A 15331-nucleotide genomic window follows, 5' to 3' on the forward strand; every position below is an offset into this window, starting at 1 on the left:
CGCCGGGACCGCGGGCGCGCGTGGGGGCGCGGGGCGTCCGGGGGTTGAGTGTCCAAGACACGCGGATGCAGCGGCGCACGCTCCGCGTGTTCTGGACACTGAACCGGGGGGATGCCGGGGGAGACACCTCGCCGCGCGGGCGAGGTCGCCCCGGTTAGGCTCGGAGGCATGCTGAACATGGCCGACGGTGTCGCGCGCCTCGGCGAGCTCGCCGAGCATCCCGTCGTGGCGACTCTGGCTCGCGTGTTCGCCGATGCCGGGCGCGACCTCGCGATCGTCGGGGGTCCGGTGCGCGACGCGCTGCTCGGACGCACCACCCACGACTTCGACTTCACCACTGACGCACGCCCCGACGAGATCCTGGCGCTGGTCAAGCCCGTCTCCTCCGTGCAGTGGGATGTCGGTCGCGCCTTCGGCACCATCGGCGCCAGAGTGCAGGGCGAGCAGGTCGAGATCACGACCTACCGCGCCGACAGCTACGACGGAGTGACCCGCAAGCCCACGGTCGAGTTCGGCGACACCCTCGAGGCCGACCTCAGCCGCCGCGACTTCACCGTCAACGCCATGGCGCTCCGCGTCCCCGCGCGCACGCTCGTCGACCCCACAGGAGGGGTCGAAGATCTCCTGGCGCAGCGCCTGCGCACCCCGATCGACCCGGCGGTGAGCTTCGGCGACGACCCCCTGCGCATGCTCCGCGCCGCCCGGTTCTCGTCGCAGCTCGATTTTGCGGTCAACCCCGACACCGTGGATGCCATCGCCGAACTCCGCGGCACGCTCGAGATCGTGAGCCCCGAGCGCGTGCAGGCCGAGCTCGTGCGGCTGCTGCAGACCGACGACCCGGTGCGCGGCATCCGCGTTCTCGTCGAGACCGGGCTGATCGACGAGTTCCTGCCCGAGATCCCCGCTCTGCGGCTCGAGGTCGACGAGCACCACCACCACAAGGACGTCTACGAGCACTCGCTCACGGTGCTGCGCCAAGCCATCGCGCTCGAGAAGCAGCGGCACCCGGGGGCGGCGCCCGACGTGCCGCTGCGTCTGGCCGCGCTGCTGCACGACATCGGCAAGCCCGCCACCCGTCGCCTGGAGCCGGGCGGGGGCGTGACCTTCCACCACCACGACGTCAAGGGCGCCCGCATGGCGCGTAAACGCCTGCAGGCGCTGCGGTTCGACGCCGCGACCACGACCGTCGTGTCGCGGCTCGTCGAGCTGCACCTGCGGTTCTTCGGCTACGCCGAAGGGGCGTGGACGGATGCCGCCGTCCGCCGCTACGTCCGCGACGCCGGTGACGAGCTCGAACGTCTCCACATCCTCACCCGTGCCGACGTGACCACCCGAAACAAGCGCAAGGCCCAGCGCCTGGCATCCGCCTACGACGACATCGAGGCCCGGATCGTCGCGCTGCGCGAGCAGGAGGAGATCGACGCGATCCGCCCCGAGCTCGACGGCAACCAGATCCAGGCGCTGCTGGGGCTGAAGCCCGGGCGTGAGGTCGGTGAGGCGTACCGCTTCCTGCTCGACCTGCGCCTCGACGAGGGCATGCTCGGCGAGGCCGAGGCCGAGAAGCGCCTGCGGGAATGGTGGGCCGCGCGCAGCTGACGCTGCCGCGCCCGCGCGCGACTCCTCCGGGGCCCGGAACGTGCACCGGGGCGGATGTTGATCGCCCCCGTGCACGCATCGCGCCCCGAACAGGCGAGGTCCGGCCTCGACGTCCTGGGCGCTGGTGGGGCGCGAACCGGCCAATGGGGCGGTCATTGTGCGCCCCGCCGCACGGATCGAGCCCCGAACGCCCCGGCGCGCACGCCCCGCTTACGGAACGATGACCGCGCGCCCGCGCACCTCGCCGTGGTGGAGGCGCTGGTACGCCTCGACGGCGGAGTCGAAGCCGTAGCGCTCGACGTGCACACCGACGGCGCCGCTGCGGGCGAGGTCGAGCACCTCGATGAGCTCGCTGCGCGTGCCCCAGTAGGGCGCACGGACGGCGGCACCCATTGGCGTGGAGAAGAAGCCGGCGGGAAGGATGCCACCACCGATTCCGACGATATGGATGAAGCTGTCGATCGCGGCGACCTCCCGGGCCAGGTCGATCGTGGGCTGCACGCCGACGAAGTCGAACACCGCCGCCGCCCCGAGACCGTTCGTCAGCTCACGGATGCGCTCAGCGGCGTGCTCGTCGGAGGTCACCGTGTGGTGAGCACCGACCTCGCGGGCGAGGGCGAGCTTGTCCTCGCCGAGGTCGACCGCGATGACCGTGACCTGCGAGATGGCCCGCAGGATCTGCACGCCGACGTGTCCCAGTCCGCCGACGCCGATCACGACAGCCGTCGCACCGGGGTACAGCTTCTCCTTCGCCGAGACGATCGCGTGGTACGGCGTGAGTCCGGCATCCGTCAGCGACACCGTCTCGACCGGGTCGAGGTCGCGGAGCGGAACGAGGTGGCGAGGGTCGTCGACGATGACGTACTCGGCCATCGCGCCCGGGCTGCCGAGACCGGGAGGGGTGATGCCCATCTCGGCGGCATGGGGGCAGTAGTTCTCCGCACCCTTCGCGCACGCGTGGCAGCGGCCGCAGCCCCACGGGCCGTAGATGGCGTACGGGGCACCGATCTCGACGCCCTCGACTCCTTCGCCGAGCTCGTCGACGACGCCGGCGCCCTCATGTCCGAGGGTCAGGGGCAGGCCGTACGTGTACTGCTCCTCCGGGAGGTCCATGACGAACCAGTCCGAGTGGCACAGGCCCGCCGCGGTCACCTTCAGACGTACCTGGCCGGGGCCGGGATGGGGTTCTTCGATCTCGACAACCTCGGGTCCCTTGCCGATCTCGCGGTACTGAACAGCCTTCATGGCATCCCTTTCTGTCGGTGGGTGGGTGCTTCCACCGTGCCTCCGAGCTCCCGCGTCGCAGGCGGGGGTTGACGGCATTTCCGGCGCTTTGAGAACGGGTCTCATCACCGCGGGCGCATGGATGTGGGGATGCCGCGAGCGCCGCCCGGTCAAGTCGTCCCGGGTGTACCGGGGCACGAAACGTGCACTGGGGCGTCCGAAAACCGCCCCGGTGCACCGAGAGGGCCCCGACGCTCGAGACCGCCCGCCGAGAAGCCGCGGCCGAACCTGTGCCGCCCTGCCCGCCGCGCACCTACACTGGACCCACCTCCGTCACCGCCGATGGGAGTTTCGTGTCTTCACCGTGGTCGCGACCCGCCGTCTCCCCCGAGAACTCGGGGTTGCTCATCGCGCGCGCGCACGACGAACTCCTCGCGGGCAATGAGGATCGCCGGCTCAGTGACGTGCGTCCGCTCGTGCAGGAATCGTGGCGGCGGTCGTTGGCATCCCTCGTCGGACCCGAAGGGCTGCCCTCGCTCGACCTCGCCTCGGAAGAGCTCGAGGCGTACCGCCGCGCGCACCCGCTCGCGAGCGTCATGGACATGGTGCGCGCCTTGCTGCTGCCCGGTTCGGCCGAGGATTCCGGTGTCGTCGTCGCCGTGGGCGATGCAGCCGGGCGGCTGCTGTGGGTCGAGGGCGACCGCCACATCCGCACGCTCACGGGCGACATGGGTTTCGTCGCGGGGGCGAACTGGGCGGAGGATGCCGTGGGCACCTCCGCCCCGGGAACGGCCATCGCGCTGGACCGGTCGGTGCAGATCCGCGGCGCGGAGCACTTCAACCGGCTCGTGCAGCCGTGGTCGTGCACCGCGGCCCCGGTGCACGATCCCGAGACGCGACGTCTGCTCGGCGTGATCGACGTCACGGGAGGCCCCGAGGCCGTGACCCCGCAGGCGCAATTGCTCGTGGATGCCACGGCCCGGGCGATCGAGAGCGAGATCCTGGTGGGGCGCCTCCGCGCGCGGCAGAATCCGCCGCCGCGTCGACCGAAGCGCTCCCCCGGTACGCGCGCCGTGCTGCGGATCCTCGGTCGCGACCGGGCCCTTCTCGAAGTGACGGGCGAAGCGGGTGAGACGGTGGTCGAGCTCGGCGCCCGCCATGCCGAGATCCTGCTTTTGCTCGCCGTGCACCGGGAGGGAATGTCGGCCGAGGCGCTCAGCGAGGCCGTGTACGGCCACCCCGCCACCGAGACGCTGCGCCCGGAGATGGTGCGGCTGCGGAAGGTGCTCGAGCCCCTCGCACCCGGGCTCGTGCCGGCATCCCGTCCGTACCGACTGCCCGACGGGCTCGAGACCGACGCCCAGCAGGTGCTGTCGCTGCTCGACCGCGGGGCGCACCGCGTCGCGCTCGCCGCGTACCGCGGGCCGGTGCTTCCGGACTCGGTGGCGCCGGGGGTGGTCGAAGTGCGTGAGTCGGTGCGGCAGGCGTTGCGCGAAGCCCTTGTCGAAGAGGCCGGCGTCGACGTCTTGCTGGCGTACGCCGACACGGCCGAAGCGCGTGACGACGCTGAACTCCTGCGGCTGTGCCTCGAGATGCTGCCGCCGCGCTCACCCAAACGCGCCGGGCTCGTCGCGCGGATCGAGCGCCTCGAACAGGACTGATGTCGGAGGCCCTCGTTACGCTGAATCCATGGACGAACAGACGCTCGACATCTTCTCGGCAGCTCGCGCCCGACGCGATGTGGGGCGTATCCGTGAGGCCGTCGCCGAGGTGAAGGCGGGCGACATCGCCCGCGTGCTCGTCCGGTCGCCGCGCTACGGCCTGTACGCGATCGAGGGAACGGTGCGCATCGGCGTGGGCGGGCAGCCGCTCGTCGGCGATGTGATTCTCGCGACCAGCGCCGAGATCCAGCGCATCGACCTCGGCATCCCCGCCCCGACTCCCGCCCTCTCGGCCGACGTGGTCGACCCCTCGACCCTCCCCCACGGCACGCCTGTGCGCGTCACGTTCGTCACGCCGACGCACCAGACCTTTGCCGTCACCGGGCCCATCACCGCCGGCAACGACCGCTTCCTCCTCGTCGGCAGCTGGATCGTCGCCGACGACCGCACGATTGCCCCGCGCGTGGTGAGCATCGAGCGCCTCGACGACGTCGACCTGCACGAGGTCAACGTCCCGCCGCTGCGATCGGTGCTGGCCGACGCCGACGCGTAGGGGGTGCGGGGATGCCATGGCCTCGGCGCCGTGGCATCCCGTGTTGCGCGACCGTCTCGAACGGATGCCGCGGCCTGAGGGTCGTGGCATTCGTCGTTCTGGGGCCCCACGCACGTGGCGCGGCCGCGCCGGGGCCGTGGCCCGTCGAGATCACACCCGTTTGCCGACATGACCCGTCGTTGAGCGGAATCGGGGGTCATCTCGTACAAACCGGGTGATCTCAAGCACCGACCGCGCCCCACACCCCATGCAACCGGATGCAACCTCCCCCGGCGTACCGTCGGCGCATCGCCGCCCCAAAGGCCGTCGCGGCGTTCATGACCGTCGAAGGAGACACGCATGACCATCGTCGAAGAAGGCGTTTCCAGCGTCTACGCCGCCCCCGGACAGCGCGGGGCCGTCGCCCAGTACCGCGAACGGTATGGGCATTACATCGGCGGTGAGTGGGTCGAGCCGCACAGCGGCGAGTACTTCGAAGACATCACCCCCGTCACCGGAAAACCGTTCTGCGAGGTCGCGCGCGGCGACGCCGCCGACATCGATCGGGCGGTGGATGCCGCGTGGAAGGCGTTCGCATCCTGGAAGAAGACCACGCCCGCCGAGCGCAGCGTCATCCTGAACAAGATCGCCGATCGCATCGAGCAGAACCTCGAGTCCATCGCCGTCGCCGAGACGTGGGAGAACGGCAAGCCGGTGCGTGAAACGCTCGCCGCCGACATTCCGCTGACCGTCGACCACTTCCGCTACTTCGCCGGGGTGCTCCGGGCGCAGGAGGGCTCGCTCAGCCAGCTCGACGAGAACACCGTCGCGTACCACTTCAATGAGCCGCTCGGTGTCGTCGGCCAGATCATCCCGTGGAACTTCCCGATCCTCATGGCCGCGTGGAAGCTCGCTCCGGCACTCGCCGCCGGCAATTGCGTCGTGATCAAGCCGGCGGAGCAGACCCCGGCATCCCTTCTCTTCCTGTTCGACATCATCGGTGACCTGCTGCCGGCCGGTGTGGTGAACATCGTCAACGGCTTCGGCATCGAGGCGGGGGCACCGCTCGCGCAGCACAAGCGAATCCGCAAGGTCGCCTTCACGGGTGAGACCACGACGGGTCGCCTGATCATGCAGTACGCGTCGCAGAACCTCATCCCGGTGACGCTCGAGCTCGGGGGCAAGAGCCCTAACCTCTTCTTCGAGGACGTGGCTCGCGCGACCGACGACGCCTACTACGACAAGGCGCTCGAGGGCTTCACGCTCTTCGCCCTCAACCAGGGCGAGGTGTGCACGTGCCCCTCGCGGGCGCTGATCCAGCGGTCGATCTACGACCAGTTCCTGGGTGATGGGCTCGCCCGCGTCGGCAAGGTGAAGCAGGGCAACCCGCTCGACCCCGAGACGATGATCGGCGCGCAGGCCTCGAACGACCAGCTGGAAAAGATCCTGTCGTACATCGAGATCGGCAAGGCCGGCGGCGCGAAGCTGCTCACCGGCGGTGAGCGGGTCGACCTCGGCGGCGAGCTGTCGGGCGGCTACTACGTGCAGCCGACGGTGTTCGAGGGCACGAACGACATGCGGATCTTCCAGGAGGAGATCTTCGGCCCGGTGCTCTCGGTCACGTCGTTCGACACCTTCGACGACGCGATCTCGATCGCGAACGACACGCTCTACGGCCTCGGCGCCGGCGTGTGGAGCCGCAACGGCGACACCGCGTACCGTGCCGGTCGCGCCATCGAGGCCGGACGCGTCTGGACCAACACCTACCACCAGTACCCGGCGCACGCCGCGTTCGGCGGGTACAAGCAGTCGGGCATCGGTCGCGAGAACCACCTCAAGATGCTCGACCACTACCAGCAGACGAAGAACCTGCTCGTGTCGTACGCCGAAGGCGCGATGGGCTTCTTCTGATCCGCGGAGCCGGGGTCGTGGCGGCGACCCCGGCCCTCGTGACCCCCGGATGCTCTCCGGGGGTCACACCCGTTTTCGGATTCGAAGGAGAAGAACGTATGCCAGACCTCTCACGCGTGGACGTGACGGATGCCGCGGCCGCGCTGCTGCGCGACCTGACGGCGAAGCACGGCCCGCTGATGTTCCACCAGTCGGGCGGCTGCTGCGACGGCAGCTCCCCCATGTGTTACCCGGTGGGGATGTTCCTCACCGGCCCCAGCGACGTGCACCTCGGCTCGATCGACGTCGGCCTCGACGACCCGATCGAGGTCTACATGTCGGAGTCGCAGTTCGAATACTGGAAGTTCACGCACCTCACGATCGACGTCGTGCCGGGCCGCGGCGCGGGGTTCTCAGTCGAGGGGCCGACCGGGATGCGGTTCCTCGTCCGGTCGCGGATGCTGACCGAGGAGGAGGCGGTGGCGTTCGGGGTGGCAGTTTAGGTGCCCCGATTCTCGTGATCTCTGATCTCGCGACTTTCGGTCGCGCGGAGAGAAGCAACGAATGACGAAGTCCCGCCCGTCGATCGCGGTGGGGCGGTGATCGATGCGGCCATGCCCTGATGCTGGCCCGGACGCGCGCGCTGCGCGCGCGGCGGGATCCTTAGGAGGACGACGTTCGTCGGGGTCGTGATAGATCAGGCCATCTTGATGAGCGAGATGGCGTAGATCGTGGGGTCACCGTCGAGGTCGAGGTCGATCGTCATCCCCGTGCCCGCGATCGACACGTCGAAGGCGATCGTCGAGTTGGTGCATGTGGTGGTGGCGGTCGCAGAATCGTCGTCGAGTTCTCCGGCGGACAGCGTGATCGTGCCGCTCCCCCGGCAGGCCAGCTGTGCCTGATACGTCCCGGCGGGCAGGGTTTCGAACGAGTTGCGTTGATGGGGCGACGTGTTCTGGCTCAGCCAGCCGGCGAGTCGACCGGTCAGCGCGGTGCCTTCGGACGGCGGCACGGCCGTCTCCGCCCAATCGCTGATCTCATCGACCGGGAGAGGGAGCGAAGCCTCGTCGCTCTGCGCGTCGGACGTGGGTGTCGCCGAGGCGGTCGAAACTGTCGGAGCCGGAGTGTTCGGCGCCGGCGTCTCGCCCGAGCAGCCCGCGAGACCTAGGGCCGCGAGGATGAGCACGCCCGCGATGGTGGGTGTTCTGGTCGATGTCATCCCTGCGCCCCTCGTCTCACACGGCACGATTGCGCCGCTTCTCGCGTTCCACCGTGCAGGTCGCGGGTGGCAGAGTCACCCCCCCGGCTCTGAGAGCGGGGGGGACTTGACTGCGGGGCCGGTCTTTGGCAGCGTTCGGCCGAGGTTTTTGCTGGTCACACCGGCTTCGAGGCGCGGATCGTGTAGCTCAGCGGCATGACCGACGGCTGCTCGGTGAGGGCGTATTCGCCGTCGGGGCGCAGGGTCATGCGACCGGGGAGCGCCTCCCAGGGCACGCTGTCGTGCTCGATGAGAGCGTCGAGCCGAAGTCCGCGGTCGAGCAGCGCCGTCACGATCTCGCCCAGGCCGCGGTTCCACTCGTACGTGCGCGTGGACTGCAGCGGAGCCGACACCTCGACGTAGGTGCTGTCGTCATCCCACTCCAGCGGTGCGGGCTGCTCGAAGTAGGGGAACGCGAGGGTCAGTCCCGGCAGCGTCTCGTTCATGGACCACAGGATCGGGTGCCCTTCGCGGATGTGCAGCGTTCCGCCCGGGGCGAGCAGATCAGCCACGACGCCCGCCCACTCGGTGACTGACGGGAGCCAGCACAGCGCCCCGATCCCGGTGTAGACGAGGTCGAACTCCCCCGCCGGCAGCACCTCGGTCGCGCGAGAAACGTCCGATTGGACGAAATCCACGTCGTCTCCGGTCTCGGCGACGAGCCTGCGCGCCTCGGCGACGGCGTTCTCCGAGAAGTCGAGGCCCGTCACGCGGGCACCCAGGCGTGAGAGTGACAGGGTGTCGGTGCCGATGTGACATTGCAGATGAACCGCACGCTTCCCGGTCAGGTCGCCGAGCAGCGGCTGGTCGAACCGTACGACGTCCGACAGGGCCTCCCGGTCATCGACGTAGCGCAGCACGCCGTAGCCCGATCCGTCACGGGCGGCGTGCAGGGTGGCGCGCTCGTCCCAGTTGGCGCGGTTGGCCTCGATGTACTCGGTGGTCATGGCATCCCTCTCCGGTCGTACAGCCTTGCCACGATACAGACCCGGATGCCACTCCCCCGGGCCTGCACCCCGCGGAAGGCCGTGACGGCCCGTGACGCCGGCCCCTCCCGGTGTCGGGGGTCCGGGTTAGCGTGGAGAGCATGTCGGGCAGTGTGTACGTGATCCATGAGAACCCCCAGTGGCTTCCGCCGTTCCAGGCGGCGTTCGAGGCGGAAGGTGTTCGGTTGGAGGAATGGCTGCTGACCGACGGGTCCATCGACCTCTCGGTCGAGCCGCCCGAGGGCGTGTTCTGGTCGCGGCTCAGCGCGTCGGCGCACACGCGCGACCACGCGGCAAGCAAAGAGTACGGCCGCGCTGTCCTGCGCTGGCTCACATCATGGGGCCGCACGGTGGTCAACGGTGCCGACGTGCTCGAGCTCGAGGTGAGTAAGGTGGCGCAGCACGCCGCCCTGCGTCACGCGGGCATCGAGGTGCCACGCACGACGGCGGTCTTCGGCACCGCCCAGCTCGCGGCGAAGGCGGAAGAGTTCGGGGCGCCGTTCATCAGCAAGCACAACCAGGGCGGCAAGGGTCTGGGCGTACGCCGGTGGGACTCGCACGCCGAGTTCGCGGCGTGGGTCGGCGGCCCCGACTTCGAGCCGTCGCCCGACGGCATCACCCTGCTGCAGGAGCTGCTCGTGGCGCGCGCGCCGTTCGTGACGCGCGCCGAGTTCGTCGGCGGTGAGTTCGTCTACGCCGTGCGGGTCGACACGAGCGCGGGCAGCTTCGAGCTGTGCCCGGCCGAAGCGTGCGCGATCCCTGGAGCCGACGGCGTCGAGCCCGAGCCGATGTTCCGCCTGCGCGACGACGTCGACCCTGCGCTCATCGACCGATACCTGGCCTTCCTTGCCGCCGAGGGCATCGGCGTCGCCGGCATCGAGTTCATCGAAACGCTCGACGGCCGCACCGTCACCTACGACGTGAACACCAACACGAACTACAACCCCGAGGTCGAGGCATCCGCTCCCCGTTCCGGTCCGCGCCAGATCGCGCGCTGGCTCGGCGCGCTGCTCGAGCAGGACGCTCCGGTTCTCGCGCGCTGAGGCGGGGCAGGGGCGTCGGGCTCCGCTCGGGGCGTCGGGCGGGCGCTGTCCGGGCGTGGCGTCGTGTTCGGCGTTTGGGTGTCCAGGACACGCGGATGCCGTGGCATCCGACCCGCGTGTTGTGGACACTGAAGCGCGGGTGGTGTGGGGGCGTCGCGTCAGCGCGCTGACGCGTGGCGTCGCGCCCCTCTTGAGTGTCCAAGACACGCGGATACCGAGGCCCGACACCCGCGTGTTCTGGACACTGAACGGCGGGCGATGATGCTGCCCTTCCTGGCGGCGTTCCGGTCTCTGCGTTGAGTGTCCAAGACACGCGGATGCCACGGCGGTCGGTCCGCGTGTCTTGGACACTCAACTCCGACCTCACGCGTCGCGCAACGCCTCCAGACGCCGCACGCGCGGGATGACCTCGGCGGCGAAGCGCTGCAGCTCGGGCAGGTGCGGCGAGAACTGCAGCAGCAGCGTCGAGACGCCGACGTTCGCGAACGCCACGATGCGCTCGGCCACCTGGTCGGGCGTGCCGACGAGGTTTGGGCGTAGGCCCCGGTTCGAGACCGAGTACTCCTTGAGGTCGACCGGGGTGTCGAGCTTCGACTTGCTGACGAAGTCCTGGTACGAGCCGTAGGCCGCTCCCCCGCGCACGTCGGTGATGCGGTCGATCTCGGCCTGTGCCTCTTCCTCGGTGTCGCGGACGATCGCATACGCGGCCATACCGAACGCCTCGAACGGCTCTGCCCCCGCTTCCGCCCGGCGCCGCCGCATGTCGGCCACCTTCACCTCGAGTTCGTCGAGCGTGCCGCCGTGCGTGAGGTACGCGTCGGCGAAGCGCGTGATCGCCGTCCGGCCCGCTTCGCTCTCTCCCCCGGCGTACAGGCGCGGGATCACGCGCGGCTTCGGCTCGAGGTACGTGCCCTCGGTGCGGTAGTACTCCCCCTCGTACGCGAACGGCGTCTGCGTCCACAGCCCTCGGAGCACCTCGACCCACTCGATCGTGCGGGCATACCGGTCGTCGTGCGCGCTGAAAAGGCCGTCGTACTGCTTCGCCTCTTCGGCCCACCACGCGGACACCACGTTGAGGGTGAAGCGGCCGCCGCTGATCTCGTCGATCGTCGCCGCCTGCTTCGCCGTGTGGAACGGGTTGTGGAAGCCGGGCCGGACGGCCGCGAGCAGCTCGAGCTTGGATGTGACGGCAGCGAGCCCGGCGGTCACGGCCCACGCGTCGAGCGACGGCGCCTCGACGCCCTTGATGTCGTTGAGGTTCAGCTCGGGAATGAGCGTCAGGTCGAAGCCGCCCTCCTCGGCGGCGCGGGCGATCTCGGCGATGTGCGCGAACGACACCGGCGTGTGCTCGTCGTCGACGTTGCGGAGCCACCCGCCGAAGATCGGGGTCCAGTAACCGAAACGGACGCGCTGGGGGGAGGTCATGGCATCCATCCTCCCCGGGTGGAAGAAGCGTGTCGTCATGCAACGACACGGGCCGTCACACGGCGTTGACCGCCCGCGTGACCGGTGCGACGGTGGTTCGGAACCGATCAGCGAGGAGTCCCCATGAACGACATCGCCCCCACGCACGAGCCCCTGAAGTTCGCCTACTGGGTGCCGAACGTCAGCGGCGGTCTGGTGATCAGTTCGATCAGGCAGCGCACGGACTGGAGCCTCGAGTACAACGTCGAGCTCGCGCGGACCGCCGAGCGCGTCGGCTTCGAGTACGCGCTGAGCCAGGTGCGATACGCCTCGAGCTACGGCGCCGCTCAGCAGCACGAGTCCACCTCCATCAGCCTCGCGCTGCTGCTGGCCACCGAGAAGCTGAAGGTCATCGCGGCGATCCACCCCGGGATCTGGCATCCCGCGGTCCTCGCGAAGTTCATCAACACCGCCGACCAGTTCTCGCACGGGCGCGCCGCGGTGAACGTCGTCAGCGGCTGGTTCAAGGACGAGTACACCGACCTGGGCCTCGAGTGGCTCGAACACGACGAACGGTACGAGCGCGCGGCGGAGTTCATCCAGGTGCTGCGCGGCCTGTGGACGCAGGAGAAGTTCTCGTTCCACGGCAAGTACTACGACATCACCGACTTCACGCTGCGCCCGTTCCCGTACGAGGTGCCGGGCCGCGCACACCCCGACATCTTCCAGGGCGGGAATTCCACCGCGGCGCGGTTCAACGGGGGCGCTTTCGCCGACTGGTACTTCTCCAACGGCAAGGACTTCGACGGCTTCACCGAGCAGTACGACGACGTCACGCGGATCGCGGCCGAGCACGGGCGCCGCACGCGGTTCGGTCTCAACGGCTTCGTCATCCAGCGCGACAGCCGCGCCGAGGCCGAGCAGCAGCTCCGCGAGATCATCGCGCACGCCGATGACGGCGCCGTCGAGGGCTTCCGTAAGAGCGTGCAGGAGGCCGGCAACGCCACGAAGGACAAGAAGGGCATGTGGGCCGACTCCTCGGTCGAAGACCTCGTTCAGTACAACGACGGGTTCCGCACGCAGCTCTTCGGCGATGCGCAGCAGATCGCCGAGCGGATCATCGAGTACAAGAAGCGCGGCGTCGACCTGTTCCTCCTTGGGTTCCTGCACTTTCAGGAGGAGCTCGAGCGGTTCGGCGAGACGGTCATCCCGATCGTGCGCGAACTCGAGGCCGACCTCGCGCGCACCGGCGACCCGATCGACGTCGCGCGGCGCTGACCCCCCGTCGCGTGTCCAAGACACGCGGATGCCGCCAGCGCCCGTCCGCGTGTCTTGGACATCGAAGCGGCAGACAGACGCCCACGCGTGTCTATGCCCCGTCGAGCATGGACTGCGAGAGAGCGGTCTGGGCGCGCAACGCCTCCGCCAGGGCGGCAACCGCGGGGATTCGCAGGGAATCCGCGCGCACGATCATCCAGTAGGGCAGACGCTCGGCGACCTGGTCGGGCAGCAGCCGCACGAGATCCGGATGCCGGTCGGCGGCGAAGCATGGAAGCATGCCGATTCCGGCACCTACCCGTGTCGCTTCCACGTGAACGAAAACGTTCGTCGATGTGACGCCGTCGCGCATGCGCGGGACCAGGCGCCGGGGAAGGTCCAGCGCCTCGACCTGCAGCATCGAGTCGACGAAGTACACGAGCCGGTGCTGCTCGAGTTCGGCGAGGTCGCGCGGAGTGCCCTCCCGCTCCAGGTACGCCCGCGACGCGTACATGCCCAGCGTGTAGGTGCCGAGCCGGGTCGCCGTGCCGCGTGATGTCTGCGGCTCCCCCACCACCACTTCGAGGTCGAGGCCGGGGCGGTGCAGGGCCGCGCGTCGCTGCGTCGCCACGATCTCGACGGACAGCTCGGGATGCCGCTGCCGCAACGCCGCGATCGCGGGGGCGGCGACGTAGGCGCTGAACCCGTCCGTGGCCGACATCCGCACGACTCCCGACACGGGGTCGGGCTCTTCTCCCCCACCCGACAGGCGAGACAGGGCGGCCTCGATGCGTCCAGCGGTCTCCACGGCGTGCTGTCCGAGTGTCGTTAGCTCCCAGCCGCGGCCGGAGGCGGCGACGACCCGTCCGCCGAGGGCGTCTTCGAGGGCGGCGATGCGCCGGGCGACGGTCGTGTGATCCACGCCCCGCACCTGTGCAGCGGCGGTGTAGCGGCCGGTACGTGCGACCGCGAGGAGCATCAGGAGGTCGTCGGCGCGGACGTTCGTGGCATCCATGTGTGCAATTCTGCACAACGGGTCCGCATGTCTGGGCATTGCCGCAGTACCCGCGGCGCCCCAGACTCGTCACCGGATGTCACCGTCGACACCGAAGGAGCAGCATGGAATCCCCCACCGCGCAACGCAGCGCCTCCCCCGAAATCTCGAACAGCAAGATTCGACGCGTCGTCGCCGCCTCCATGGCCGGAACGGTCGTGGAGTGGTACGAGTTCTTCCTCTACGCCACCGCCGCAAGCCTGGTCTTCGGCACGTTCTTCTTCCCGTCGTCGGGCTCGCCGCTCGACGGCATCATCGCCGCGTTCGTCACGTACGCCGTCGGCTTCGTCGCCCGCCCGCTCGGCGGCATCGTCTTCGGCCAGATCGGTGACCGGTTCGGCCGTAAGCCCACGCTGCAGGCGACGATCATCATCGTCGGTGCGGCGACGTTCCTGATGGGATGCCTCCCCGGCTTCGCGTCGGTCGGATACTGGGCGCCCGCGATGCTCGTCGCCCTGCGCTTCATCCAGGGCTTCGCCGTCGGTGGTGAGTGGGGCGGTGCCGTCCTGCTGGTCGCCGAGCAGAGCCCGAACCGCTCGCGCGCGTTCTGGGCGAGCTGGCCCCAGGCCGCCGTTCCGGTCGGGAACCTTCTGGCAACCCTCGTGCTGCTCGTGACGTCGTTCGTGCTCTCCCCCGCGGCGTTCCTCGACTGGGGTTGGCGCATCGCCTTCTGGCTGTCGGCGGTGATCGTGCTCGTCGGGTTCTACATCCGCACGCACGTGGAAGAGGCGCCGATCTTCCTCGAGGCCAAGAAGCAGGTCGAGCAGGAGAAGGCGACGTCGTTCGGCGTCGTCGAGGTGCTGCGCCGCTACCCCAAGGGCGTCATCCAGGCCATGGGCGTGCGGTTCGCGGAGAACATCGTCTACTACATCGTCGTCAGCTTCTCGATCGTGTATCTGAAGTTCGTCCACTCGTACGACACGAGCCAGCTTCTCCTCGCGCTGCTGATCGCGCACGTGATCCATTTCGCCGTGATCCCCCCGCTCGGCCGCCTCGCCGACCGCATCGGCCGCAAGCCGGTGTACCTCGCGGGCGCGATCCTCAGCGCGACCTGGGCGTTCTTCGCCTTCCCGATGTTCGACACGCTCAACCCCGTCGTCATCGTCGCTGCCGTCTCGATCGGCCTGGTGTTCCACGCCGGCATGTACGCGCCGCAGCCCGCGGTGATGAGCGAACTCTTCCCGACCCGCATGCGCTACTCGGGCGTCTCGCTCGGGGCCCAGGTCACCGCGATCCTCGCCGGCTCGCTCGCACCGATCCTGGCCACGCAGTGGCTGCGTGATTTCGGTTCGTGGCTGCCCGTCGCGATCTACATCGTGGTCGCCTGTGCGCTCACCTCGGTGGCCGTACTGTCGCTCAAGGAAACGCGCGGCATCTCGCTGCGCGACATCGACGCCGCCGACGCAGCGCGGGGGAAGTAGGACAC

At 69.4% G+C, this 15331-nt stretch carries 13 protein-coding genes; 8 read left to right on the forward strand and 5 right to left on the reverse strand.

The window, feature by feature from the left end:
- Positions 1-168: 168 nt before the first annotated feature.
- A complete protein-coding gene (locus tag MHY30_RS11735) occupies positions 169-1596 on the forward strand; it encodes a CCA tRNA nucleotidyltransferase (protein WP_239277105.1) in 1428 nt (475 codons plus the stop codon).
- A 210-nt stretch (positions 1597-1806) separates the two neighbouring features.
- Here MHY30_RS11735 and MHY30_RS11740 read toward each other — a convergent pair whose 3' ends face one another.
- Complete coding sequence (locus tag MHY30_RS11740) at positions 1807-2841, reverse strand: NAD(P)-dependent alcohol dehydrogenase (protein ID WP_239277106.1); 1035 nt, start codon at positions 2839-2841, stop codon at positions 1807-1809.
- Positions 2842-3173: 332 nt separating this feature from the next.
- Here MHY30_RS11740 and MHY30_RS11745 point away from each other — a divergent pair, with 332 nt between their 5' ends.
- The 4 genes from MHY30_RS11745 to MHY30_RS11760 all read left to right on the forward strand — a co-directional run bounded on the left by MHY30_RS11745 (position 3174) and on the right by MHY30_RS11760 (position 7406).
- Complete coding sequence (locus MHY30_RS11745) at positions 3174-4481, forward strand: GAF domain-containing protein (RefSeq protein WP_239277107.1); 1308 nt, start codon at positions 3174-3176, stop codon at positions 4479-4481.
- Between the two features lie 28 nt (positions 4482-4509).
- Positions 4510-5034: a hypothetical protein gene (locus MHY30_RS11750; RefSeq protein WP_239277108.1), complete on the forward strand. Its 525-nt coding sequence runs from the start codon at positions 4510-4512 to the stop codon at positions 5032-5034.
- 339 nt (positions 5035-5373) lie between these two features.
- Entirely contained in the window at positions 5374-6924 is a 1551-nt protein-coding gene (locus MHY30_RS11755; protein WP_239277109.1) for an aldehyde dehydrogenase family protein, read from the forward strand.
- A 98-nt stretch (positions 6925-7022) separates the two neighbouring features.
- Positions 7023-7406, forward strand: a complete 384-nt coding sequence (locus tag MHY30_RS11760; RefSeq protein ID WP_239277110.1) for a DUF779 domain-containing protein — start codon at positions 7023-7025, stop codon at positions 7404-7406.
- Positions 7407-7600: 194 nt separating this feature from the next.
- Here MHY30_RS11760 and MHY30_RS11765 read toward each other — a convergent pair whose 3' ends face one another.
- Together MHY30_RS11765 and MHY30_RS11770 are read right to left on the reverse strand one after the other, a co-directional pair.
- Positions 7601-8122: a hypothetical protein gene (locus tag MHY30_RS11765; RefSeq protein WP_239277111.1), complete on the reverse strand. Its 522-nt coding sequence runs from the start codon at positions 8120-8122 to the stop codon at positions 7601-7603.
- Positions 8123-8277: 155 nt separating this feature from the next.
- A complete protein-coding gene (locus tag MHY30_RS11770; protein WP_239277112.1) occupies positions 8278-9108 on the reverse strand; it encodes a bifunctional 2-polyprenyl-6-hydroxyphenol methylase/3-demethylubiquinol 3-O-methyltransferase UbiG in 831 nt (276 codons plus the stop codon).
- A gap of 140 nt (positions 9109-9248) precedes the next feature.
- Here MHY30_RS11770 and MHY30_RS11775 point away from each other — a divergent pair, with 140 nt between their 5' ends.
- Positions 9249-10190, forward strand: a complete 942-nt coding sequence (locus tag MHY30_RS11775; RefSeq protein WP_239277113.1) for a RimK family alpha-L-glutamate ligase — start codon at positions 9249-9251, stop codon at positions 10188-10190.
- A gap of 363 nt (positions 10191-10553) precedes the next feature.
- On the opposite strand, the gene MHY30_RS11780 is transcribed toward MHY30_RS11775, so the two are convergent.
- Positions 10554-11615, reverse strand: a complete 1062-nt coding sequence (locus MHY30_RS11780; RefSeq protein ID WP_239277114.1) for an LLM class flavin-dependent oxidoreductase — start codon at positions 11613-11615, stop codon at positions 10554-10556.
- A gap of 123 nt (positions 11616-11738) precedes the next feature.
- On the opposite strand from MHY30_RS11780, the gene sfnG reads away from it, so the two are divergent.
- Positions 11739-12872, forward strand: coding sequence for a dimethylsulfone monooxygenase SfnG (gene sfnG / locus MHY30_RS11785; protein WP_239277115.1), 1134 nt, complete (start codon positions 11739-11741; stop codon positions 12870-12872).
- Positions 12873-12963: 91 nt separating this feature from the next.
- Here the strand turns inward: sfnG and MHY30_RS11790 are convergent, their stop codons facing one another.
- Positions 12964-13866: a LysR family transcriptional regulator gene (locus MHY30_RS11790; RefSeq protein WP_239277116.1), complete on the reverse strand. Its 903-nt coding sequence runs from the start codon at positions 13864-13866 to the stop codon at positions 12964-12966.
- A 104-nt stretch (positions 13867-13970) separates the two neighbouring features.
- On the opposite strand from MHY30_RS11790, the gene MHY30_RS11795 reads away from it, so the two are divergent.
- Complete coding sequence (locus MHY30_RS11795; RefSeq protein ID WP_239277117.1) at positions 13971-15326, forward strand: MFS transporter; 1356 nt, start codon at positions 13971-13973, stop codon at positions 15324-15326.
- The last annotated feature ends 5 nt before the right edge of the window (positions 15327-15331 follow it).

The sequence above is a fragment of the Microbacterium sp. ACRRU genome, assembly GCF_022346945.1.
GTDB classification, from domain to species: Bacteria; Actinomycetota; Actinomycetes; order Actinomycetales; family Microbacteriaceae; genus Microbacterium; species Microbacterium mcarthurae.

What these genes read in the sequence shown, in the direction of transcription:
- MHY30_RS11795 (WP_239277117.1), top strand. Translation starts at nt 13,971, where the DNA reads ATGGAATCCCCCACCGCGCAACGCAGCGCCTCCCCCGAAATCTCGAAC.
- MHY30_RS11765 (WP_239277111.1), bottom strand. Translation starts at nt 8,122, where the DNA reads ATGACATCGACCAGAACACCCACCATCGCGGGCGTGCTCATCCTCGCG.
- MHY30_RS11770 (WP_239277112.1), bottom strand. Translation starts at nt 9,108, where the DNA reads ATGACCACCGAGTACATCGAGGCCAACCGCGCCAACTGGGACGAGCGC.
- MHY30_RS11740 (WP_239277106.1), bottom strand. Translation starts at nt 2,841, where the DNA reads ATGAAGGCTGTTCAGTACCGCGAGATCGGCAAGGGACCCGAGGTTGTC.
- MHY30_RS11780 (WP_239277114.1), bottom strand. Translation starts at nt 11,615, where the DNA reads ATGACCTCCCCCCAGCGCGTCCGTTTCGGTTACTGGACCCCGATCTTC.
- MHY30_RS11735 (WP_239277105.1), top strand. Translation starts at nt 169, where the DNA reads ATGCTGAACATGGCCGACGGTGTCGCGCGCCTCGGCGAGCTCGCCGAG.
- MHY30_RS11760 (WP_239277110.1), top strand. Translation starts at nt 7,023, where the DNA reads ATGCCAGACCTCTCACGCGTGGACGTGACGGATGCCGCGGCCGCGCTG.
- MHY30_RS11775 (WP_239277113.1), top strand. Translation starts at nt 9,249, where the DNA reads ATGTCGGGCAGTGTGTACGTGATCCATGAGAACCCCCAGTGGCTTCCG.
- MHY30_RS11755 (WP_239277109.1), top strand. Translation starts at nt 5,374, where the DNA reads ATGACCATCGTCGAAGAAGGCGTTTCCAGCGTCTACGCCGCCCCCGGA.
- sfnG (WP_239277115.1), top strand. Translation starts at nt 11,739, where the DNA reads ATGAACGACATCGCCCCCACGCACGAGCCCCTGAAGTTCGCCTACTGG.
- MHY30_RS11790 (WP_239277116.1), bottom strand. Translation starts at nt 13,866, where the DNA reads ATGGATGCCACGAACGTCCGCGCCGACGACCTCCTGATGCTCCTCGCG.
- MHY30_RS11750 (WP_239277108.1), top strand. Translation starts at nt 4,510, where the DNA reads ATGGACGAACAGACGCTCGACATCTTCTCGGCAGCTCGCGCCCGACGC.